Source organism: Aliiroseovarius sp. ABM4_368 (assembly GCF_056161205.1).
On the sequence record NZ_JBSWYR010000004.1, the window covers coordinates 301,440 to 321,835 of the forward strand.

Below are 20,396 nucleotides of genomic sequence, written 5' to 3' on the forward strand. Positions count from 1 at the left end.
GAGATACTAAGACGCTTGGCTAAATTGGAGCCGGACAAACTCGGAGCAGTTCCCTAATGAAGTTACTTACCGGACTGGCACTTGCCCTGACCGTGGCGACGGTCGCTGGATGCAAATCGAACAACGACCTACAAAAGCAGTTTGTTTTGCGCACATCCTCGGCGGCAGGATGTGGTCCCGCAGCAGCGGCGCGGGTCGAGGTCGAGCTGGCAGCCGTGGAAACACTGCGCCGCGGCCATGAGCGGTTTGTCATTCGTGGTGCGTCGAAGGCCAATAGCACCAAGGCGACGGTTTTGAACCGCGCGGACGCGGACGCCTATGAGGCTGCCGACGTCTATGGCAACTCGGTCAACGGCAGCACCCTTGCCTATTTCGGAAATCAAAGGGTGCTTCTGTCAGGCGCACACGAGTCGCATATGTATGTCCATATGCTGACGCCGCGCGACCCCGGATACGACACCGCAATCCGTGCCAAAGAAGTGCTGGGCGAAAACTGGGAAGAGATTACCCGGACGGGTATCCGGTCCTGCAACTGACGCCTCTGGCGGTGACGGCTGGTTCGTAAACTGATCCGAAACGCATCCCATTCCGTAATCATCTTCATAAAGGAGGTGGTTCTATGAGGTTTCCCGCATCTTTTCTGCTGGGCTTGGCGCTGATGCTAACCCCTGCCGGCGCGCAGGATCAAAGCATCGAGGATGTGATCGCGTCCCAGATCGACGCGTTCGAGGCGCAAGATACAAGTCGCGCGTTCTCTTATGCTTCGCCCAACATTCAACAGCTTTTTGGCTCGCCCGAGGCGTTCGGCGCCATGGTGCAGAACGGCTATCCCATGGTGCAAAACCCGGCCGAGGTCGAATATGTCGATCAGATCATGAATGACGGCTACACGCTTCAGCGTCTGCGCATACAGGATCAGTCCGGACAAGATCATTGGTTCGCATACGAAATGATCGCGATTGATGGAGATTGGCGGATAAACGGCGTGTATCGGATCGAACCAATCGGGCTGAGCGCCTGAGCTTTGGTGCACACTCGCCAAACGAGAGTTCACAACATTCTCCAGAATTCTCTTGCTATGCTGCCCCAATGGTCTATCCGAGTTGCCTGACACCACGTAAGCAGGCCCATGACAGAGCATTCAAGTATTCCACTTCCGAACGATCAAGACCTTACAGCCCGCAATTGGGTCAGAACACTGGCCAAGTATCGCGAACCCAGCACTGGACGCAGCACGTTCGAACTGGTCGTCAGCGCGGTGCCGTTCCTGCTTCTTTGGGCGCTTGCGTGGTATTGTCTGTCGATCAACCCGTGGATTAGCCTTGCCATTGCGCTGTTCAACGCGGCCTTCCTGTTGCGCTTGTTCGCGATCCAGCATGATTGCGGCCATGGCTCGGTTTTTAAAAGCCGGACTGTCAGCGACTGGGTGGGCCGGGTTATCGGGGTTGTCACGCTGACGCCATATGACGTTTGGAAACGCACCCATTCGATCCACCATAACTCGGCCGGCAATCTGGGCAAGCGTGGGATCGGGGACATCATGACCCTGACTGTGACGGAATACAACGCGCTGTCACCGCTGCGAAAATTCCAGTACCGGATCTATCGCAACCCGATCACGTTATTTGGCTTTGCCCCCGGATATCTGTTCCTGCTGCAAAACCGCCTGCCCTTCGGGTTGATGAACGCTGCAAAGTACTGGGTCAGCGCCATGGGAACAAACGTGGTCATCATCGCCGCGCTTGTGTTGATCTGGTATTTTGGAGGGCTGATGCCCGTATTGCTGATCTTCCTACCGACCACCTTGCTGGCGGCCACGGCTGGTATGTGGTTGTTCTATATCCAGCACCAGTTCGAAGAGACACACTGGAATGTCGAGGAAGACTGGCAGCTGCATGATTCAGCACTGCATGGCAGCTCGCATTATGTGATGCCTGCCATCCTGCAATGGTTCAGTGCCAATATCGGGATCCACCACGTACATCACCTGCACAGCCGGATCCCGTTCTATCGCCTGACCGAAGTGCTGAAAGATCACGAGTATCTGTCGACCGTCAACCGGATGACGATCCGTGAAAGTCTAGCCAGCGTGCGGCTGCACCTGTGGGACGAGGAAAGCAGGAAGCTGCTGTCCTTCGCGCAAGCGCAGCGGCTTTACGGATAAAGCGCTTAAATCCCGCTTGGGACGCTGAACAGAACCCATCCGTCGATGCGCGCGACCTCGACGCCGCCGGTGTCGGCTTGGAACACACCCAGACCTTCATAGTCTTCCGGGCAGCCGACAAGATCAGCGGTGTGATCCAGATAATTCACTGTCAGCTCGTTCTCGCCCAGCTTCTCGCATTCATCCGCGGGATTGCGATAGCCACCCATCAGCGGCAGGTCGGTGACATTGGTCGTGGGTGTGGTGGTCGGGTTCGTCACCTCGCACCCAGCCAGAAGGCCAACCAAAGCGACAGGTACGATCATGGGGGCAAAGGGTTTCATCACTGCTCTCCTCCTATTTTTGGGAATTATAGCACAAGTGGCATGGATCGGGTGAGGTTTTCACCAGAACACGAAAAAAGGGCGCGGAAATGCCGCGCCCTTATCGATTTGTTTGCCAGCGTTTAGGCGTCTTGCAGTGGCTTCACCGTGATCTCGCGTTCGCCGCGGATTTTCATTGCGCGGGCAGCAGCGTGGCTGCCTGCCAGCGTGGTGAAATATGGGATCTTGTCCATCAGGGCGACATTTCGCATTTCGCGGCTGTCATTGACGGACTGCGTGCCCTCGGTCGTGTTCATGACCAGATGCACCTCGCCGTCTTTCATGATGTCGATGATCATACGGCCCGGTTCATAGGCCTTGGCAACCACATCAGCCTCGACCCCGTTTTCAGCCAAGAACTTGGCGGTGCCCGAGGTGGCGATGATACGGAAACCTTGTTCAGCCAGAAGCTGTGCAGTTTCGATCAACTGGTTGGTCTTGTCGCCATCCTTGATCGACAGGAACACGGTGCCTTCGGTGGGCAGCATAGTGCCAGCGCCCAGCTGTGCCTTCAGGAAGGCCATGGCAAAGTCCTTGTCAGCGCCCATAACCTCGCCGGTCGAACGCATTTCCGGGCCAAGGATTGTGTCCACACCCGGGAAACGGGCGAAGGGCAGAACAGCCTCTTTCACCGCGTAGGTGTCGATTTCCGGGTTGACCAGATCGAAGGCGTCCAGCTTCTCGCCCGCCATGACGCGCGCCGCAATGGATGCGATGGGTGATAGAACGGCCTTGGCCACGAAAGGTACCGTGCGCGAGGCGCGGGGGTTCACTTCGATCAGATAGATCTCACCGTCTTTTACGGCGAACTGGACGTTCATCAACCCGACCACGTTCAGGGCCAATGCCAACGCGTGCGATTGGCGGCGCAGCTCGGCGATGATCTCGTCCGACAGGCTGTAAGGCGGCAAGGAACAGCCCGAATCGCCCGAGTGAACGCCAGCTTCCTCAATGTGCTGCATGATGCCTGCAACGTGGACGGTTTCGCCGTCACACAGCGCGTCCACGTCAACCTCGATCGCGCCCGCCAGATAGCTGTCCAGCAGAACCGGGCTATCGCCCGAAACGACAACAGCTTCAGCGATATAGCGCTTCAACTGGCCCATATCGCGTACGATCTCCATCGCGCGGCCACCCAGAACGTAAGACGGGCGGATCACCAGCGGGAAACCGATCTCTTCTGCAATTTCAAGCGCTTGTTCGTCGGTCGAGGCGATGCCGTTTTTCGGCTGTTTCAGGCCCAGCTTGTTGACCAGATCCTGGAACCGCTCGCGGTCTTCGGCAAGGTCGATGGCGTCGGGCGTGGTGCCCAGGATCGGAATGCCCTCGGCCTCCAGCGCATTGGCCAGCTTCAGAGGCGTCTGCCCACCGAACTGAACGATAACGCCGTGCAGCGTGCCGTTTTCCAGCTCTTTCGACAGGATTTCCATCACGTGCTCGAAGGTCAGCGGCTCGAAATACAGACGGTCCGAGGTGTCATAGTCAGTCGACACAGTTTCGGGGTTACAGTTGACCATGATGGTCTCGTAACCCGCGTCCGTCAGCGCGAAACAGGCGTGGCAGCAGCAGTAATCAAACTCGATCCCCTGCCCGATCCGGTTCGGACCACCGCCCAGAATGACGACCTTTTTGCGATCCGAAGGACGCGCTTCGCATTCAACCTCGCCCATCATCGGGGCTTCATAGGTCGAATACATATAAGGCGTTTGCGCCTCGAACTCGGCGGCGCAGGTGTCGATCCGTTTGAACACGGCGTTCACGCCTGCATTCCGGCGCACGGCGCGCACGTCTTTTTCGGTGCGGCCCGACAGAGTCGCCAGACGGGCATCGGTAAAGCCCAGCATCTTCAGCTTGCGCAAACCGGCTTCGTCTTGCGGCAGACCGTTTTCACGAACCACGGCTTCGGCGTCCACGATCTCGCGGATGCGATCAAGGAACCACGGATCAAACGAGGTCACGCGCTGGATGTCCGCATTCGACATGCCAAAGCGCATGGCTTGCGCGATTTTCAGGATGCGGTCGGGGCGCTGTTCCGAGATGGCTTTGACGATGGCGGCCTCTTCCGGGGCGCCTTCGATCTCGATCTCGTCAAAACCGGTCAGGCCAGTTTCCATCGACGCCAAGGCCTTTTGCAGGCTTTCATGGATGGTGCGGCCGATCGACATGACCTCGCCCACCGATTTCATCGCGGTGGTCAGCTCGGGCTTGGCGCCGGGGAACTTTTCGAAGGCAAAGCGTGGGATCTTAGTGACGACATAGTCGATGGTCGGCTCGAAGCTGGCGGGCGTGACCTTGGTGATGTCGTTATCCAATTCGTCCAGCGTATAACCAACGGCCAGTTTCGCGGCGATCTTGGCGATCGGGAAACCGGTGGCTTTCGACGCCAGCGCGGACGAGCGCGACACGCGCGGGTTCATTTCGATGACCACCATCCGGCCATCTTCCGGATTCACGGCCCACTGTACGTTCGAGCCACCAGTTTCCACACCGATCTCACGCAGGACGTTGATCGAGTGCGTGCGCATCAGCTGGTATTCTTTGTCGGTCAGCGTCAGCGCGGGTGCGACGGTGATCGAGTCGCCCGTGTGCACGCCCATCGGGTCCACGTTTTCGATGGAGCAAACGATGATGGCATTGTCGGCAGTGTCGCGCACCACCTCCATCTCGTATTCCTTCCAGCCAAGCAGGCTTTCATCCACAAGGATCTGGTTCACCGGCGAGGCATCCATACCGGTGCGGCAGTAGTGTTCGTATTCCTCGCGGTTATACGCCACACCACCACCGGTGCCGCCCAAGGTAAAGGCAGGGCGGATAATCGCGGGCAAACCGATTTCATCCAGTGTTTCCAGCGCCATCTTTACACCAGCATCCAGATCAGCGTGACCCTTTTCGTTGGTCGGGGCTGTCACGATGGTCGCGCGGGGGTTTTCGATGCCCAGACGGTCCATCGCTTCGCGGAACAGTTTGCGGTCTTCAGCCATTTCAATGGCGTCGCGCTTGGCGCCGATCAGCTCGACGTTGAACTTATCCAGAACCCCCAGATCATCCAGTTCCAGTGCTGTGTTCAGACCGGTCTGACCGCCCATGGTGGGCAGAAGCGCATCGGGGCGCTCTTTTTCGATGATCTTGGCAACAACGTCGGCAGTGATCGGTTCGATATAGGTCGCATCGGCCAGACCCGGATCGGTCATGATCGTCGCCGGGTTCGAGTTCACCAGAATAACGCGGTAACCTTCTTCGCGCAGCGCCTTACAAGCTTGTGCACCGGAATAGTCAAATTCACAGGCCTGCCCAATGATAATGGGCCCCGCGCCGATGATCATGATCGAGTTGATATCGGTTCTTTTCGGCATGGTAACCCCCATCGGCAGACTGGACACGCGCGAGAATCCCAACCGCACGCAAATTGTCGTGGGTTATAGACACCAGAGGGGTTTCTGCAAGCCCTCATTGCGCGGAACCTGACTTTGTCGCGGGTTCAGGCTGGATTCTCTTGTATCACGCGTCGATGGCCGAGAAAACTGCACGTTGTAGGGGCTCTTTTGCGCCATTGGTGTTGCTGCGCCTTGACTTTGTCCGCCAAGGCAGGTGTATCGGCCCGAGATTATAGAACCGCTCGTGGGAGCCTGACATGCACGCCTATCGCAGCCACACTTGTGCTGAACTGAACAAATCCAATGTCGGTGAGACCGTCCGCCTTTCGGGCTGGGTCCATCGGGTCCGCGATCATGGCGGCATCCTGTTCATCGACCTGCGCGACCATTATGGCGTGACGCAGGTTCTGTGTGATCCCGACAGCCCGGTCTTTGCCGAGATGGAGAAGGTCCGCTCGGAATGGTGTATCCGCATCGACGGCAACGTCAAAGCGCGTGATGCCGAACTGGTGAACGACAAGATCCCGACCGGCGAGGTCGAGGTTTTCGTCCGCGATCTGGAAATTCTGGGCGACGCCGGCGAGCTGCCGCTGATCGTTTTCGGCGATCAGGAATACCCAGAAGAGACCCGCCTGAAGTACCGCTTCTTGGATCTGCGCCGTGAGGTGATGCAGGAAAACATGAAGCTGCGCTCGGACGTTGTGGCGTCGATGCGCAAGCGGATGTGGGACGCGGATTTCCGCGAATACCAAACACCGATCATCACAGCCTCGTCGCCTGAAGGTGCCCGTGACTTCCTGGTGCCGTCGCGTCTGCATCCGGGCAAGTTTTATGCTCTGCCTCAAGCCCCTCAGCAGTTCAAACAGCTGATGATGGTTGCTGGCTTCGACAAGTACTTCCAGATCGCACCGTGCTTCCGCGACGAAGATCCGCGCGCTGACCGCTCGCCCACTGATTTCTATCAGCTGGACATGGAGATGTCCTTTGTCGAGCAGCAAGACGTGTTCGACACGATCGAGCCGGTTTTGAAAGGTGTGTTCGAAGAATTTGGCGGTGGCCGCAAAGTTGATCAGGACTGGCCGCAGATTTCCTATAAAGACGCAGCGCTGTGGTACGGCACCGACAAGCCGGACCTGCGCAACCCGATCAAAATGCAGATCGTTTCGGATCACTTCCGCGGCTCGGGCTTTGCAATCTTTGCGAAACTGCTGGAAAACGAAGGCACCGAGATCCGTGCGATCCCGGCCCCGAAAGGCGGCTCGCGCAAGTTCTGTGACCGGATGAACAAATTCGCCCAGCAAGAAGGGCTGCCCGGCATGGGTTACATCTTCTGGCGCGAAAAGACCGCCGATGGTGTGGCGCAAGAGTTGGGCATCACCGTCAAAGAAGCCCAAGCCAAACTGAAATCCGGCGAGGTCGAAGGCGGTATGGAAGCCGCCGGTCCGCTAGCCAAGAACATTGGTCCCGAACGCACCGAAGCCATCCGCCAGCAACTGGGTCTGGGCGTGGGTGACGCCGCCTTCTTCCTAGGCGGCAAACCGAAAGCGTTCGAGGCCGTCGCAGGCCGTGCCCGCGCCGTCATCGGTGACGAACTAGGCCTGACCGACAAAGACCGCTTTGCGTTCGCTTGGATCGTGGATTTCCCGATCTATGAAGCCGACGAAGAAACCGGCAAGATCGACTTTGAACACAACCCGTTCTCGATGCCGCAAGGCGGGATGGAGGCGCTGTCGGGCGATCCTTTGGACGTTCTGGGCTATCAGTACGACTTGGCCTGTAACGGCTATGAACTGGTGTCGGGTGCGATCCGGAACCACAAGCCGGAAATCATGTTCAAGGCGTTTGAACTGGCGGGTTACGGCAAGGATGAGGTCGAGAAACGTTTCGGTGCCTTGGTCAACGCTTTCCAATATGGCGCACCGCCCCACGGTGGTTGTGCCGCTGGTGTCGACCGCATCGTGATGCTGCTGGCCGATCAGGAAAACATCCGCGAAGTGATGATGTTCCCGATGAACCAGCGCGCCGAAGACCTGATGATGAACGCGCCAAGCGAGCCAATGAACGAACAGCTGCGCGAACTGCACCTGCGGGTCATTCCGCAAGAGTGATTTGACCACTGTCATCGCATAACAATAATTCCCCTGGCATAAACTGACTTGCCCGCACATCTTTGACGGGCAAGTCTGGTGCCAGGAGAAATTTATGTCATTTGACTCAATCGTTGCACAAAACCGATTTGGCTTCGGGCCGCGGCCAGGTCTGCCTGCGCCGACATCCGTCGCGGAAATGCTGGGCAAGCTGCGCGGCCCGGATGTGCAAGCGGATCGCTTCCCCATAGCAAGCTTTCTGGACGTCTATGGCGACGTGCAAGAAATCCAACAGATGACCAAGGACGTGGTTAGAACGCGTCGAAAGGGTGGGCCAGAGTTCGACGTTGCGAAAGCCGCCCGCAAGGATAAATACCAGTATATGAACCGGCAACGCGATCGGTGGTTTCTGGCCGCAGTGAACCGCTGTGCCACTGCTGAAGACGCGTTTCGTGAACGGCTAGTGCGGTTCTGGACCGACCATTTCACCGTTGTCGGCAAAGGACCCAGCTTCAAAAGCCTCGCCTCGACCTTCCCCGAGGATGTCGTGCGCCCGCATGTAAACGGTCGCTTTGCCGATATGCTGCGCGCCAGCAGCACCCATCCGGTGATGCTGCACTATTTGGATCAGTTTGCCTCGGCCGGGGAAGGCAGCAAGCAAGCGATGCAGGGCAAACGCAGCCTGAACGAAAACCTCGCACGCGAGATCCTTGAACTGCACACATTAGGTGTAGACGGCGCTTACACTCAGGACGATGTGCGCGCCTTTGCAAACCTTTTGGCAGGTTTCTCGCTTGGGAAAGATGGTCGATATAATTTCCGCCCTGGGAAAGGCAATCCCGGGCCCGAAACGGTTTTGGGCAAACCCTATGGCCGACAAAAACCACGCGTCGAAGATATATTTGAAGCGCTGGACGACATCGCGCGCCACCCGGACACAGCGCGCTATATCGCAACGAAATTGGCCTCGCATTTTGTGTCGGACGCGCCTGACCCGGACTTGGTCGACGCGCTGGCGGTTAGCTTTACGGAAAGCGATGGCGATCTGATGGCCTTGTACGAGACCTTGCTGAACCATCCCGCCGCTTGGGTATCCGCACAGATGAAGGTGAAGCAACCGTTTGACTTCGTGGTCTCTGCGGTACGCGCGATGGGCATTCCAGCGGACACGCTAAGCGCCATGAAACGGAAAGAGCGTAATCTGCTGTTCTACGCGCCCCTGAAACTGATGGGCCAACCTTGGGAAAGCCCGGGCGGGCCAGATGGCTGGCCGGAAGACGCCGCGCATTGGATCACGCCGCAGGGCTTGGCGGCGCGCATTCAGTGGGCGGTCTCGGCCCCGTCATCCCTTGATGCCCCGCTGCCCGATCCTCGCGATCTGGTGCAAACGGCCTTGGACGGTCGCGCTACCGAGACAACCCAGTTTGCCGCCCGCGCGGCTGAAACGCGATGGGAAGGGGTCGGAATCATCCTGTCCTCGCCCGAGTTTCAACGTCGCTGAGAAGGAGAGACACCATGACAAAACACACATCCCTTTCCCGGCGCGGTTTTCTGAAGAACGCAGGCATTCTGGGCTGTTCGCTGGCTGCAAGCCCATTGGTTACACCGGTCAGCTTGGCCGCCACTCCTGGCGATCACCGGCTGGTGGTGATCGTGTTGCGCGGCGGCATGGACGGGCTGGACCTTGTGCGCCCGGTGGGTGATCCGCTGTTCGCAAGCCTTCGACCGGACCTGTCCACAGCCGAACCAAAGCTTCCGCTGAACGATTTTTACGCGCTGCACCCGGCGGCAGACAAGCTGCATGGTTTGTGGCGCGCCGGAGAGCTGGCCTTTGGGCAGGCCGTTTCCACCCCCTATCGCGACAAGCGCAGCCATTTTGACGGGCAGGATATCCTGGAAGCGGGCGTTGATATGGGCGGGGCCATCCGCGATGGCTGGCTGAACCGCTTGGTGCATACCATGCCTGATGCACAGTTGCGAACCGCCTTTGCGGTGGGACGCGAAGATCTTCTGATTCTCAGCGGGCGCGCAGAAACGTCGGGCTGGTCGCCAGATGTGACACTATCCTTGTCCGAGGCTACGCGCGTTCTGATGTCAAAGGTGCATGAGGGCGATCCGTTGTTCTCGTCCGCGTTGGACGAGGCGATTGATCTGGCTGATGTGCTGCGTCCGGACCTTCTGTTAGAGGCGGATGACACCGCAGGCGATCCCGCCAAGATGATGTCCGAGGCGATGGAAATGGCGAAAGAACACGGCAGCACGACCGGTATCGCATCCTTCACCGCCGATATGCTGAAACAGGACACGCGAATCGCGTCGTTTTCAATCGGCGGTTGGGATACGCATGTGGGGCAAGCGCGGAACTTCAAACAGGCGCTCATGAAGCTGCAAGACGCGATCATGACCTTGAAGACCGAGCTGGGGCCAGTCTGGGGCAAAACCACTGTGCTGGCCATGACCGAATTCGGGCGTACCGTGCGTCAGAACGGCAGCAAAGGCACCGATCACGGCACCGGCGGCACGGTCGTGATGGCCGGTGGCGCAGTGCGCGGCGGTGCGATCTATGGCGACTGGCCGGGTCTGGCGGAAGAGAATTTGTACAAACGCCGCGACCTGATGCCCACGGCCGACATCCGCCTTTATGCAGCTGCGGCAATGCAGGGCCTGTTCAGCGCTGCCCCGACCGATATTGAAAGTACTATCTTCCCAGGGTTGGACCTGTCACCGGGGATGCCGGGCATCATCGCCTGACAAAGGAATAGGGCGCGCTTTGAAAAGCGCGCCCGATACTCATAACAACAGAACGATACAATAGAGTTAGGGTTAACCTGCCAAGGGCTGCATTTCGATGACTGCACCCGCTGCATCGCTCACCGGTGCATTGGGTTCGACCACCGCAAGAACAACTGCTGTTACCATCATAACTGCGCCCGAAATTAGTACGGTCCAGTCAATCACGGCATTTCCCAGTTCTTCATCTGCAAACTTCTTGATCAGATCTTTCACGATATCAACCTCGCAAATTGATTGTTCTACCCTTCCTCAGTTTCCAATCTGCACCCGAAAGAAGGCGGAAATGAGGAACGCCAAAGTCCATTTCGTGCCGTGTGCTTTTAGAATAAGGCGCTAAAGGGGGCGGCGTTCCCTCAACCGGTCTTCAACCAAATGGGTGACATGGGCCATTTCGGTCCCCGTCGCGCGGCCTGCATCCCGCGATGCGGCAAGGCGTTTGGCGGCAGCTGCAAGGGGACCGTCATGCGCGGCCATCGCAAGCCCGCCAAGAAACTGAGCCACATAATCCTGCGTTGCCCCATCATCGCCATCGCGCATGATCTGCGCCAGATGGGACAGGTCATCCTGCAACGCCAATGCATCAGGTGCGACCATCTCATTCGGGAAAGGACGCGGGCTGACCGGCCCCTCTTGTGGTGGCAGGATCGTCAGAATGGTCTGCTGAAATTCGGCAAGGCTTTCGACGGGCTTTGCAAGGAATCCGTCTGCCCCGGCTTCCAGCGCGGCATCACGCGTTCCGGAATCGCCACTCATCCCCAGAATGACAGGCACACGGATGGCATCGCCCGACACCTCTTTAATCAGCTCTGCCCCAGATCCATCAGGCAGTCCCATGTCAATGATCAAAACCGTTGGCCGACACACCCGCAAATGCCGATGCGCCGCGGCAAGATTATCCGCCCGCCGTATCCGCGCGCCCGAGCGTAGGCACAAAAGGCGGATCGCCTCGGACGCGAAGCGGCTGTCTTCTACCACCAAAACGGTCATCCCGTTCAAGGGGCGATCGGGGGTTGGGGGCTGGGCTATCATGAAGTTTTCCAGATCATCGCTCATCTTCATGCTCCTTTCGCCTCCCACCTTTGCGCAAATCTGACTAACAACTGGTTAAGCGATGAAACGCAGCGGCAGTCCCGGCCTGTGGCACAGTGCCGCTTGCCCTGAAGGGAGCGCTTATGCATAAGCAGCACAGCATTTGAATTGGGAGAGACAAGATGATTGGACGCCTGAACCACGTAGCCATCGCCGTACCAGACCTGGAAGCCGCTGCCGCGCAGTACCGTGACACGCTGGGCGCAAAGGTTAACGCGCCGCAGGACGAGCCCGAACACGGTGTAACTGTCGTGTTCATCGAACTTCCCAACACCAAGATCGAGCTGCTTTACCCACTGGGTGATAACTCGCCCATTGCTGGGTTTCTGGAAAAGAACCCGTCGGGCGGCATTCACCACATTTGCTATGAAGTCGACGACATCCTTGCCGCGCGTGACCAGTTGCAGGCCTCAGGTGCACGCGTTCTGGGCACGGGCGAACCGAAGATCGGCGCGCACGGCAAGCCGGTTCTGTTTCTGCACCCGAAAGACTTCACCGGCACTCTGGTCGAGCTGGAACAAGTCTGATGTCCATCACAGCGGCAATCGTTCTTTATGTGGTGATCTGGTTCTTGACCATGTTCGTGGTCCTGCCAATCCGTTTGCGTACCCAAGGCGACGAGGGCGAGATCGTGCCCGGCACCCATGCGGGCGCGCCCGCTAACTTCAAACTGGGACGCACGCTGTTGATTGTGACCATCGCGGGCACGGTCGTCTGGGCGATCATCGCAGGGATCATCATCTCGGGCTGGATTGGAATCGAGGATATCGACTGGTTCAACAGGTATGACGATGTAAGTGGATAGGCCATAACCGCCTATCCCATAACCGTGATCGGACAAGATCGTCTTATGGTCAACGCGCGCGGTGTGGGTTCGCAACGCGTTGCAGCATTTTGCGCCGCTCGCTTTGGATCGACCAGCGGAATAAGCCAAACGACTTTCGCCGACTGTTGACAAACAGTCGATCCCAAGCCCCGTCGACCAAGTAAAGACGCTTTTGCCCGGATGCGTCATTGCCAACCACTAGATTATCAAGATGCAAATCATTGACCACAAAGTGGAAGGCCTCGACTTCGTCAAAGAACACGTGGATCATCCGCTTAAGTGCGTCGTTCAGGCCATTTTCCAACGCATAAGTTCGTAATGTGGGGGCAAGATCTTCCGTATCAGTGCGGATCTTTTCGGCCACAAAACCAAGCCCTTTGTTGCTACGCACCCAGCCATAAAACATGGGAAGAAATCCCGGATGCCCCTGATCGCGGCTCAGCGCAATAAAGGCGGCCTCGTATTCCAAGAACGTCTCGTACATGGGCCCATAACGGCGTTTATTTGGACGTAACCAGGCCAAGGCTTCTTTGATTGACGACCTTTCAGGCGAGGGCTTGACGATCTTCACCAGAAGGTTGTCAAAATCTGGATGCGCATAGACAAGACGAGACCTTCCCTCGGCAAGCAAATCCTCATCGGAGATGATCACATCAGCAGGATAGAGCATCGACTTTCCTTTCAGTGCCTCTTGACGATCAGCATTACCATAGAACACTTAGCAGTACAGTGACCTCCCACTACCGCCCCGCCAGCCTATGGAACATGTGCGTAAAGCTCGCAGCGCCCAAAATCGGGATCAAAAGGTTCACCAGCGGGATCGAAAGCGGCACCGCCATCAAGCATCCAGCAAACCAGATCTGTGCGTTATGCCGACGACGCAGTGCGTGGGCATCGGCGCGCGGCAATCGACGCATGGCGGCCAATGTGAAGTATTCGCGCCCCAGAAGATATCCGTTCACCGCATAGAACAGGATTGGGGCCAACGGGCCGACGAAGAAAAACAGGATCAGGGCGATTAGGTTCACGCCGACAATCACACCAAAAAAGCCAAGGCTTTCACGGATGTCCGTCAGAATCGAGGTTTCAGCGTTGGGCGGCAGGTGGGGATAGTGCTTTGCCTCGACCGCGTCGGCGACCTCGTCCAGAAACAGGCCGGTAAACGCGCCCGCGACGGGCACCATCAGGATGACCGACAGCACCAGCATCAACAGAACCGACGCCCAAAGCGCCAACCCGTTGACCCACGAGATCTCGCCCACGAATGGCAGCGACAGGGTGTCGGGGACCAGAAAGCCCACCAGCCACGTCATCGCGATGGTGATCGCTGCCAGAAGGCCGACGGTCAGGCCCAAGCCCTTCAAAAGGACGTTGCGAAAGCGCGGGTCGCTAAGTTGCGAAAGCGCGCGGAAGAAGTCGTCAAAGATCATTCGGAAATCCAAGTTGTGATGGCGTCCAGATCCGGACGCGGGCGTTCGGGCGGGGCAGTGGTTTCGGTTCCGATATGGATGATGCCCGCAACGCTTTCGTGACTGTCCACGCCGAAGGCTTCGCGGGTGAAGTCCGCGTCAAAGCTGGCCCAACCCGACAACCAGTTCGCTCCCCAGCCCGAGGCTAAGGCGGCATTCAGCAGCGCCAGACATGCCGCCCCGGCAGAGTAAGTTTGCTCGATCGCAGGTACCTTTTCGCTGTCAACAGGGCTTTCCAAGACGACAACGGCCAAGGGGCTGCGGCCATAGGCCAGCTGCTCTTTCTCGATCTTCGTGGGATCAAGACCCAGTGCCAAACCACGTTCCGCAACCAGCGCATGGGCGCGCGTCAGGGCAGGTTTTTCCAGCACGACAAAGCGCCAAGGCTCTAGCTTGCCGTGATCTGGCGTGCGGGCAGCAGCGGTCAGAATGGTGCTCAGTGTGTCGCGATCCGGTCCGGGGCTGGTCAGGGTTTTCGCCGGACGAGATCGGCGCGTCAAAAGGAAATCAAGGGCCGCTTGGTTACGTTCAGGCATGTGTTGTCCTTGGTAGAAGCAATGTCTTGCTTGGCCGCAAACCGCGGCTGGCTTGAAGGGTATGTCGGGGCTGATTGCCCGAAGGTCAAGATGTTAAGCTACTTTACATCAAAGAAAGCTGCCAGATCGGACAGTTGATCCGAAAAGAACGCCTGCGCTCGGGTGTTAGGCTGACGGATCGCAAACGCCTCGGCCAACGGATCGGGCGCGTGAATGTCGGTTCCCGACATCTCTTCCAGCACGGCGTGGCCGCAAAAGGGAACGTAGACCTCGGAATATCCGCCTTCATGCGCCATCATCACGCGCCCGTCGCAGATATCGTCGGCCAGCTCCATAACCATGCGGGTCATCTGGCGGAACGTGTCGGCAGTGGCGAGCATACAGGACAGCGGGTCGATCACAGCGGCATCATAGCCATTGGCCACCACGATCACCTCAGGTTCATGGGCGCGGATGGCGGGCAGGATGATACGTTCCATCGCTTCAATATAGGTCGCGTGCCCCGCACCGGGTGGCAGAGGCAGGTTCATATTGGCCCCAACCCCTTTGCCTTCCCCGCATACATCAGCGTCGCCCGTATCCAGCGGATAATTGCGTTCCTGATGGATCGAGATAGTCAGAACATCAGGATCCTCGATGAACACGGCCTCGGTCCCGTTGCCGTGATGCACGTCCCAATCCAGCACTACAAAGCGCTTGGCCAAGCCCTTGGCCTGCGCGTTCCTGATCGCGATGGCAAGGTTTGCCAACAAGCAGAACCCGTTCGGAAAGTCCGGCAGGCAGTGATGGCCAGGCGGACGGGACAGGGCATATGCGTTATCGAGCTCTCCGCGCAGGACCGCCTCCAACGCGGCAACGGACAGGCCCGTCGACAGGGCCGCAATCTCGTACCCGCCTTGACCGAAGGGGGTGCGCAGGCCCAGCTCTCCTCCGCCTGCGTCCGAAGCTTGCTTGAACTCGGATAAGAAGGATGCAGGGTGAACACGGGCAAGGGTTTCGACATCGGCTGCAGGTGCCGTGCGCAGATCAAGCGCGCCAGACAGGCCGGTCACATCCATCAGGTTCTTCAGCCGCCGTTTCGTCTCGGGGCTTTCCGGCAGGCCACCCGCGGCCAAGGGCTGTACCAGCCCGCCCACGGGCAAGGTGCCCGCATAGTTGCCACCCGAATGCCAAAAGCACTTCTCGTCCCAGAAAAACCCTGTCTTGCGCATGCCGCTCTCCTTATTTGCCAGCACAGTGACCCAGAGCCCTTGCGTCGTCCAGCCCTGCGCTGGGTTGAACCGTTGGAACCACCAAAAGAAATCGCACCTTGAACTAGTCCAAGGCGCGACATCAAAAAAATAAGGTGTTTCAGATCAACGAGTGATCAGTTGCCCGCGCGCGGGATCGACGAGGTGGCATAATCGCCATCATCGCCGTCATAGGGTGTATTGCCCAACGGGTCGTGCCCAAAACGGTTAGAACCGTCTGTTCCTTTCGATGCCCACCAAACGATCAGCACAATGATACCGATCAGCGGGACCAATATCAGCAGATACCACCAGCCACTGCGATCACAGTCATGCAGACGACGCACTGCCACAGCCAAGGCCGGCAAAAGTGTCGCCAGTGAGAACAAGCTGCTGAGAGGGGACAAGGTTTGAGACCCAAACAACATGACGTCAACGATCGTTAACCCAATCGAGGCGATGAGTAAAAAGAGGGAAAACCACCAAAACTCAGACCGCGAAGCGCGGCCAGAAAAGGTTACGTATTTCTGAAAGCAGGTTCTAACTGATGTTTGAAAATCCATCTGGACTATTCCTTGTTACGTTCGGGTTACTTGCGCCCAATTCGCGGCTCTTCGCCCGCTTTGATACGCGCGATGTTTGCGCGGTGACGGTGGAAAATCAAGGCTCCTAATGCAACCGAGATAAGAACAAGGCTGTTCCATCCGAAGGCAAGCGCAACAAACGGCGACAGTGCGGCCGCAACCAGAGCAGCAAGCGAGGACATACGGAAGACCAGCGCGGTAACCAGCCATGTCGCGCAAGCGGCCAGCCCCAGCGGGAAGGCCAGCGCCAGCATAGTCCCCAACCAAGTGGCAACACCTTTACCACCCTTGAAGCCCAGAAACACCGGGAAGCAATGGCCAAGGAATGCCATGAAGCCCGCCAGTTGTGCGGCGTCTTCAGCGAACAATGCACGGGCCAGTAAAACGGCGGCCCCGCCTTTGCCAGCGTCTCCGATCAAGGTCAGGAACGCGGCGACTTTGTTGCCGGTCCTCAAAACGTTGGTCGCCCCGATATTGCCCGAGCCGATCTGGCGCAAATCGCCCAGCCCAAACAGCCGCGCCATCACGATGCCAAAGGGGATCGAACCCAGCAAATAGCCTGCAACAGCTACAAGGATCAAAAGCGGGAATGAGGTCACCAAATCAGGCATCATCGCCTCCATACACGCGCTCGCCTGCAACCCATGTTCCCAGCACTTTGCCCTCCATCCGTGCGCCATCAAACGGCGTGTTTTTGGATTTCGAGTTCAGCTTGAAACGGTCCAACACGAAGGGTGCGTCCGGATCGAACAGGACCAGATCTGCAGGGGCCCCGACCGACAGCTCTCCGCCCGGCAGATTAAACCGGCGGGCGGGGTTTAGCGACAAAGCGCGCCAGAGCGTCGGCAGGTCGATTAGATCCGCATGAACCAAGCGCATGGCCGCGGGCAGCAGAGTTTCCAGAGCCACAGCGCCCGAGGCTGCCTCTTCAAATGGCAAGCGTTTGCTTTCCTCGTCCTGCGGCGTGTGCATCGAGGATATGATGTCGATCACGCCACGGGCCACCGCATCCACCATCGCCAGCCGATCGTCTTCACTGCGCAATGGCGGCTTCACCTTGAAGAAGGTGCGATAATCTCCAACGTCCAGTTCGTTCAGGGTCAGGTGGTGAATGTTCACCCCCGCGCTAACGTCTACGCCCGCGGCTTTGGCGCGTTCCAAGACCGGCAGAGATTTCGCGGTCGACAGGCTGTCGGCGTGATAGGCCACACCCGTCATCTCGGCCAATGCCAGATCGCGTTCCAGCCCCATCCGCTCGGCCTGTGGGCTGACGGCGGGCAAGCCACGCAAGGACGCAAACTTGCCCGAGGTCACAGCCGCGCCTTTCGACAGCTGCGGATCTTGCGGGTGGCCGATGATCAGCGCACGCAGCGAGCGAGCATAGGTCATGGCCCGGGAATAAACCTTGTTGTCGGTCACCACATGGTCGCAATCGGTGAAGGCCACGGCGCCCGCGTCCAGCATAAAGCCCATCTCGACCATCTCGCGGCCTTCGCGACCTTTGGTCAAAGCCCCCATCGAGTGAATGTTCACCGGAGCCACCTGCCCCGCGCGGCGGGTGACGAAAGCCAGAGTTTCGGGCGTGTCCACGGCAGGGGTTGTGTCGGGGCGGATGACCATGGTGGTGACCCCTCCTGCCGCCGCTGCACGCCCAGCAGTCTTGAAACTTTCCTTGTGACGCTCGCCCGGTTCACCAATCTTTACGCCGATATCGACGATACCGGGGGCAAGACATTTTCCGCCGCAATCGACGATCTCGCCAACCTCGCCAGCATTCACGCCAGTGATCAACCCACCCTCGATGGTCAGACTTCCAAGCGTATCCGTCTTGCTTTCCGGGTCGATCAGGCGGGCATTGGTGAAGGTTGTCATGGGTTCTCTCCTACCTGATTGCTGGTCTGGATATCGCGGATCATTCCGTACACGCGCGCGCCGTCTTCGATAAACAGAAAGCCATCTTGGTTCTGCATTCTTACATCCGTCGCAGATTGCCGCCGCCGATCCGTATCAAAATAGACCGAAGGTGCGGCTTCAAGTCCAAGTGTAAACGCCGTTGTGTTGTCAATCGGATAGCTTGCAAGCTTTCGCCGTTCAAACGGCATATTGGTCGCGACGAAAGCGCGCTGATTGGTCAACGTATAGTGCGTTCTGTATCTGCGGAGGGTTGGCCCCAAAAGGTTTTGATAGATCAGCTTCAAACCAAGCCCCGTGAAAATCAAACCAAACATCCAAATCAAACCACCAGATCTCGCTGCCACACTCATCCAACCCACCGAAAAAGCGACAAACGCAAATCCGAAAAGAACGGCAGAAAGCTTAACATCGGCCAAAACAAACTCGCGCCGAGGATGACCCTGCCAAATTATACGCTCACCTTCGATCAGGATGTCATCCCATGCCGAGGGGCCGCCATGCACTGTCATGCTCCACCCCGCGCCTGATTTATCGAGGCCTGCGTGGCTTTGGCGTCGGCCTGATATTTCAACATGTACTTATCGCCAGACAATGTGACCAACTGAGCAGCCGTGAAGATCACGTTTACCTTGTCGATCGAGGTCAACAGAATCGTGCGCCCATCTGGCCCAATCAAGCGGCGATTGGTCAGGTGCCATGTGAAGCCCAGCTGTTCCTTAGCGACATAAAGCCCGCGCACCCCGATGGCGGCGACCGATCCGACCACGCCAGTCCATGCATGCGGGTTGCCCATCGCAATCAGTGCGCCCGAGATCACGACCGCGCCCAGCGCGGCCAACATCAGATGCTCTTTCACATAAGTCGAAGAGTTGCCCGAGAAGCTCTCGATCAGCACCTCATTCGGCTCTAGATCAAGCGCTTGTTCAGACATACACGCCCTCGGTTCGGTTCTCGCGCTCCGCTTTCAGATTGCGGGCCAGAAGGTGCATTGCGGCCATGCGCACGGCAACGCCCATTTCGACCTGTTCCTGAATGACGGATCGGTTGATGTCGTCGGCAATGGTTCCGTCGATCTCGACCCCGCGGTTCATCGGGCCGGGGTGCATGACGATGGCGTCGTCTTTGGCATGGGCCAGTTTTTCAGCGTCCAAGCCATATCGGTGGTAATACTCGCGTTCGGACGGGATGAAGCCGCCATCCATACGTTCACGCTGAAGGCGCAGCATCATGACAACATCGGCGTCTTTCAGCCCTTCTTCCATGTCGTCAAAGACCTCGACCCCGAACTGGTCGATCTGGCTGGGCATCAGGGTCGGCGGTCCAACCAAGCGCACACGGTTCTCCATCTTGCCCAGAAGGATCAAGTTCGAGCGAGCCACACGACTATGCGCGATGTCGCCGCAGATCGCGATGGTCAGCCGGTGCAGGCGACCCTTTTCACGCCGGATGGTCAGCGCGTCCAAAAGCGCTTGCGTGGGGTGTTCGTGCTTGCCATCGCCCGCGTTCAAAACAGCGCAATTCACCTTTTCGGCCAGCAGGTTCACCGCGCCGGAATGCGGGTGACGCACGACCAGAAGATCCGGGTGCATCGCATTTAGCGTCAGCGCCGTATCAATCAGCGTTTCGCCTTTTTTGATCGACGACGCCTGCATCGCCATGTTCATCACATCCGCACCCAAACGCTTGCCGGCGATCTCGAAAGACGCCTGCGTGCGGGTGGAGTTCTCGAAGAACATGTTGATCTGGGTCAGCCCCGACAAAGCGTCGGAATGCTTAACAGACGAGCGGTTCATCTCGGCATAGCTGTCGGCAAGATCGAGAACGATTTTGATCTCTTCCGGGTGAAGCTGTTCGATCCCAAGAAGATGTCGTTGGCGGAATGTCATGCGGGCCTCCGTCCTGTGTTCCACGCGCTTATAGGGTTGAGGCGCGGTTTCGTCTATCCCTTGTGTTCGGACAAGGTCCAATC

The 20,396-nt window shown here is 58.1% G+C and carries 22 protein-coding genes; 8 read left to right on the top strand and 14 right to left on the bottom strand.

Annotated features, from left to right (window positions below):
- Positions 1-56 precede the first annotated feature (56 nt).
- The 3 genes from ACXAH3_RS13475 to ACXAH3_RS13485 all read left to right on the top strand — a co-directional run bounded on the left by ACXAH3_RS13475 (position 57) and on the right by ACXAH3_RS13485 (position 2,164).
- The gene (locus ACXAH3_RS13475) at positions 57-536 is read left to right on the top strand and encodes a hypothetical protein (RefSeq protein WP_474862608.1); all 480 of its coding nucleotides are present in this window, start codon (positions 57-59) and stop codon (positions 534-536) included.
- Between the two features lie 83 nt (positions 537-619).
- Positions 620-1,021, top strand: a complete 402-nt coding sequence (locus tag ACXAH3_RS13480) for a DUF4864 domain-containing protein (RefSeq protein ID WP_474862609.1) — start codon at positions 620-622, stop codon at positions 1,019-1,021.
- A gap of 108 nt (positions 1,022-1,129) precedes the next feature.
- Positions 1,130-2,164: a fatty acid desaturase gene (locus ACXAH3_RS13485; protein WP_474862610.1), complete on the top strand. Its 1,035-nt coding sequence runs from the start codon at positions 1,130-1,132 to the stop codon at positions 2,162-2,164.
- A gap of 5 nt (positions 2,165-2,169) precedes the next feature.
- Here ACXAH3_RS13485 and ACXAH3_RS13490 read toward each other — a convergent pair whose 3' ends face one another.
- Both ACXAH3_RS13490 and carB read right to left on the bottom strand, forming a co-directional pair.
- Complete coding sequence (locus ACXAH3_RS13490; protein ID WP_474862611.1) at positions 2,170-2,487, bottom strand: hypothetical protein; 318 nt, start codon at positions 2,485-2,487, stop codon at positions 2,170-2,172.
- Positions 2,488-2,609: 122 nt separating this feature from the next.
- Entirely contained in the window at positions 2,610-5,879 is a 3,270-nt protein-coding gene (carB, locus tag ACXAH3_RS13495) for a carbamoyl-phosphate synthase large subunit (protein ID WP_474862612.1), read from the bottom strand.
- A 278-nt stretch (positions 5,880-6,157) separates the two neighbouring features.
- On the opposite strand from carB, the gene aspS reads away from it, so the two are divergent.
- The 3 genes from aspS (at position 6,158) to ACXAH3_RS13510 (ending at position 10,738) form a co-directional block, all read left to right on the top strand.
- Positions 6,158-8,008, top strand: a complete 1,851-nt coding sequence (aspS, locus tag ACXAH3_RS13500) for an aspartate--tRNA ligase (protein ID WP_474862613.1) — start codon at positions 6,158-6,160, stop codon at positions 8,006-8,008.
- A gap of 94 nt (positions 8,009-8,102) precedes the next feature.
- Entirely contained in the window at positions 8,103-9,488 is a 1,386-nt protein-coding gene (locus ACXAH3_RS13505) for a DUF1800 domain-containing protein (protein ID WP_474862614.1), read from the top strand.
- A gap of 14 nt (positions 9,489-9,502) precedes the next feature.
- Entirely contained in the window at positions 9,503-10,738 is a 1,236-nt protein-coding gene (locus ACXAH3_RS13510; protein ID WP_474862615.1) for a DUF1501 domain-containing protein, read from the top strand.
- Positions 10,739-10,810: 72 nt separating this feature from the next.
- Here ACXAH3_RS13510 and ACXAH3_RS13515 read toward each other — a convergent pair whose 3' ends face one another.
- Both ACXAH3_RS13515 and ACXAH3_RS13520 read right to left on the bottom strand, forming a co-directional pair.
- Positions 10,811-10,993: a hypothetical protein gene (locus tag ACXAH3_RS13515; protein WP_474862616.1), complete on the bottom strand. Its 183-nt coding sequence runs from the start codon at positions 10,991-10,993 to the stop codon at positions 10,811-10,813.
- Between the two features lie 120 nt (positions 10,994-11,113).
- A complete protein-coding gene (locus tag ACXAH3_RS13520; protein WP_474862617.1) occupies positions 11,114-11,833 on the bottom strand; it encodes a response regulator in 720 nt (239 codons plus the stop codon).
- A gap of 158 nt (positions 11,834-11,991) precedes the next feature.
- Between ACXAH3_RS13520 and mce the strand changes: the two genes are divergently transcribed.
- Both mce and ACXAH3_RS13530 read left to right on the top strand, forming a co-directional pair.
- A complete protein-coding gene (gene mce, locus ACXAH3_RS13525; protein ID WP_474862618.1) occupies positions 11,992-12,396 on the top strand; it encodes a methylmalonyl-CoA epimerase in 405 nt (134 codons plus the stop codon).
- Positions 12,396-12,674: a DUF1467 family protein gene (locus ACXAH3_RS13530; RefSeq protein WP_474862619.1), complete on the top strand. Its 279-nt coding sequence runs from the start codon at positions 12,396-12,398 to the stop codon at positions 12,672-12,674. The genes mce and ACXAH3_RS13530 overlap by 1 nt, the downstream gene beginning before the upstream one ends.
- 49 nt (positions 12,675-12,723) lie before the next feature.
- Here ACXAH3_RS13530 and ACXAH3_RS13535 read toward each other — a convergent pair whose 3' ends face one another.
- The 10 genes from ACXAH3_RS13535 to ACXAH3_RS13580 form a co-directional block, all read right to left on the bottom strand.
- Positions 12,724-13,365, bottom strand: a complete 642-nt coding sequence (locus ACXAH3_RS13535) for a YrbL family protein (RefSeq protein WP_474862620.1) — start codon at positions 13,363-13,365, stop codon at positions 12,724-12,726.
- A 70-nt stretch (positions 13,366-13,435) separates the two neighbouring features.
- Positions 13,436-14,125, bottom strand: a complete 690-nt coding sequence (locus ACXAH3_RS13540) for an EI24 domain-containing protein (protein ID WP_474862621.1) — start codon at positions 14,123-14,125, stop codon at positions 13,436-13,438.
- Positions 14,122-14,700, bottom strand: a complete 579-nt coding sequence (locus ACXAH3_RS13545) for a nitroreductase family protein (protein WP_474862622.1) — start codon at positions 14,698-14,700, stop codon at positions 14,122-14,124. The genes ACXAH3_RS13540 and ACXAH3_RS13545 overlap by 4 nt, the downstream gene beginning before the upstream one ends.
- 98 nt (positions 14,701-14,798) lie before the next feature.
- Entirely contained in the window at positions 14,799-15,911 is a 1,113-nt protein-coding gene (locus ACXAH3_RS13550) for a class II histone deacetylase (protein ID WP_474862623.1), read from the bottom strand.
- Between the two features lie 155 nt (positions 15,912-16,066).
- Positions 16,067-16,492 carry a DUF805 domain-containing protein gene (locus tag ACXAH3_RS13555; protein ID WP_474862624.1) on the bottom strand — a complete coding sequence of 142 codons (426 nt, stop codon included), beginning with the start codon at positions 16,490-16,492 and terminating at the stop codon, positions 16,067-16,069.
- A 26-nt stretch (positions 16,493-16,518) separates the two neighbouring features.
- On the bottom strand, positions 16,519-17,127 hold the full coding sequence (gene plsY, locus ACXAH3_RS13560) for a glycerol-3-phosphate 1-O-acyltransferase PlsY (RefSeq protein WP_474862779.1): 609 nt from the start codon (positions 17,125-17,127) through the stop codon (positions 16,519-16,521).
- Entirely contained in the window at positions 17,117-18,385 is a 1,269-nt protein-coding gene (pyrC, locus tag ACXAH3_RS13565) for a dihydroorotase (RefSeq protein ID WP_474862625.1), read from the bottom strand. The genes plsY and pyrC overlap by 11 nt, the downstream gene beginning before the upstream one ends.
- Positions 18,382-18,936: a hypothetical protein gene (locus ACXAH3_RS13570; protein ID WP_474862626.1), complete on the bottom strand. Its 555-nt coding sequence runs from the start codon at positions 18,934-18,936 to the stop codon at positions 18,382-18,384. Before ACXAH3_RS13570 ends, pyrC begins: the two co-directional genes overlap by 4 nt.
- Positions 18,933-19,358: a hypothetical protein gene (locus tag ACXAH3_RS13575; RefSeq protein ID WP_474862627.1), complete on the bottom strand. Its 426-nt coding sequence runs from the start codon at positions 19,356-19,358 to the stop codon at positions 18,933-18,935. Before ACXAH3_RS13575 ends, ACXAH3_RS13570 begins: the two co-directional genes overlap by 4 nt.
- Entirely contained in the window at positions 19,351-20,313 is a 963-nt protein-coding gene (locus ACXAH3_RS13580; protein ID WP_474862628.1) for an aspartate carbamoyltransferase catalytic subunit, read from the bottom strand. Before ACXAH3_RS13580 ends, ACXAH3_RS13575 begins: the two co-directional genes overlap by 8 nt.
- Between the last annotated feature and the right edge of the window lie 83 nt (positions 20,314-20,396).

Coding starts and splice junctions, on each gene's coding strand:
- plsY (WP_474862779.1), bottom strand. CDS start 17,127: ATGATGCCTGATTTGGTGACCTCATTCCCGCTTTTGATCCTTGTAGCT.
- mce (WP_474862618.1), top strand. CDS start 11,992: ATGATTGGACGCCTGAACCACGTAGCCATCGCCGTACCAGACCTGGAA.
- ACXAH3_RS13530 (WP_474862619.1), top strand. CDS start 12,396: ATGTCCATCACAGCGGCAATCGTTCTTTATGTGGTGATCTGGTTCTTG.
- ACXAH3_RS13535 (WP_474862620.1), bottom strand. CDS start 13,365: ATGCTCTATCCTGCTGATGTGATCATCTCCGATGAGGATTTGCTTGCC.
- carB (WP_474862612.1), bottom strand. CDS start 5,879: ATGCCGAAAAGAACCGATATCAACTCGATCATGATCATCGGCGCGGGG.
- ACXAH3_RS13555 (WP_474862624.1), bottom strand. CDS start 16,492: ATGGATTTTCAAACATCAGTTAGAACCTGCTTTCAGAAATACGTAACC.
- ACXAH3_RS13580 (WP_474862628.1), bottom strand. CDS start 20,313: ATGACATTCCGCCAACGACATCTTCTTGGGATCGAACAGCTTCACCCG.
- ACXAH3_RS13540 (WP_474862621.1), bottom strand. CDS start 14,125: ATGATCTTTGACGACTTCTTCCGCGCGCTTTCGCAACTTAGCGACCCG.
- ACXAH3_RS13510 (WP_474862615.1), top strand. CDS start 9,503: ATGACAAAACACACATCCCTTTCCCGGCGCGGTTTTCTGAAGAACGCA.
- ACXAH3_RS13490 (WP_474862611.1), bottom strand. CDS start 2,487: ATGAAACCCTTTGCCCCCATGATCGTACCTGTCGCTTTGGTTGGCCTT.
- ACXAH3_RS13505 (WP_474862614.1), top strand. CDS start 8,103: ATGTCATTTGACTCAATCGTTGCACAAAACCGATTTGGCTTCGGGCCG.
- ACXAH3_RS13575 (WP_474862627.1), bottom strand. CDS start 19,358: ATGTCTGAACAAGCGCTTGATCTAGAGCCGAATGAGGTGCTGATCGAG.
- ACXAH3_RS13570 (WP_474862626.1), bottom strand. CDS start 18,936: ATGACAGTGCATGGCGGCCCCTCGGCATGGGATGACATCCTGATCGAA.
- aspS (WP_474862613.1), top strand. CDS start 6,158: ATGCACGCCTATCGCAGCCACACTTGTGCTGAACTGAACAAATCCAAT.
- pyrC (WP_474862625.1), bottom strand. CDS start 18,385: ATGACAACCTTCACCAATGCCCGCCTGATCGACCCGGAAAGCAAGACG.
- ACXAH3_RS13545 (WP_474862622.1), bottom strand. CDS start 14,700: ATGCCTGAACGTAACCAAGCGGCCCTTGATTTCCTTTTGACGCGCCGA.
- ACXAH3_RS13475 (WP_474862608.1), top strand. CDS start 57: ATGAAGTTACTTACCGGACTGGCACTTGCCCTGACCGTGGCGACGGTC.
- ACXAH3_RS13550 (WP_474862623.1), bottom strand. CDS start 15,911: ATGCGCAAGACAGGGTTTTTCTGGGACGAGAAGTGCTTTTGGCATTCG.
- ACXAH3_RS13480 (WP_474862609.1), top strand. CDS start 620: ATGAGGTTTCCCGCATCTTTTCTGCTGGGCTTGGCGCTGATGCTAACC.
- ACXAH3_RS13520 (WP_474862617.1), bottom strand. CDS start 11,833: ATGAGCGATGATCTGGAAAACTTCATGATAGCCCAGCCCCCAACCCCC.
- ACXAH3_RS13485 (WP_474862610.1), top strand. CDS start 1,130: ATGACAGAGCATTCAAGTATTCCACTTCCGAACGATCAAGACCTTACA.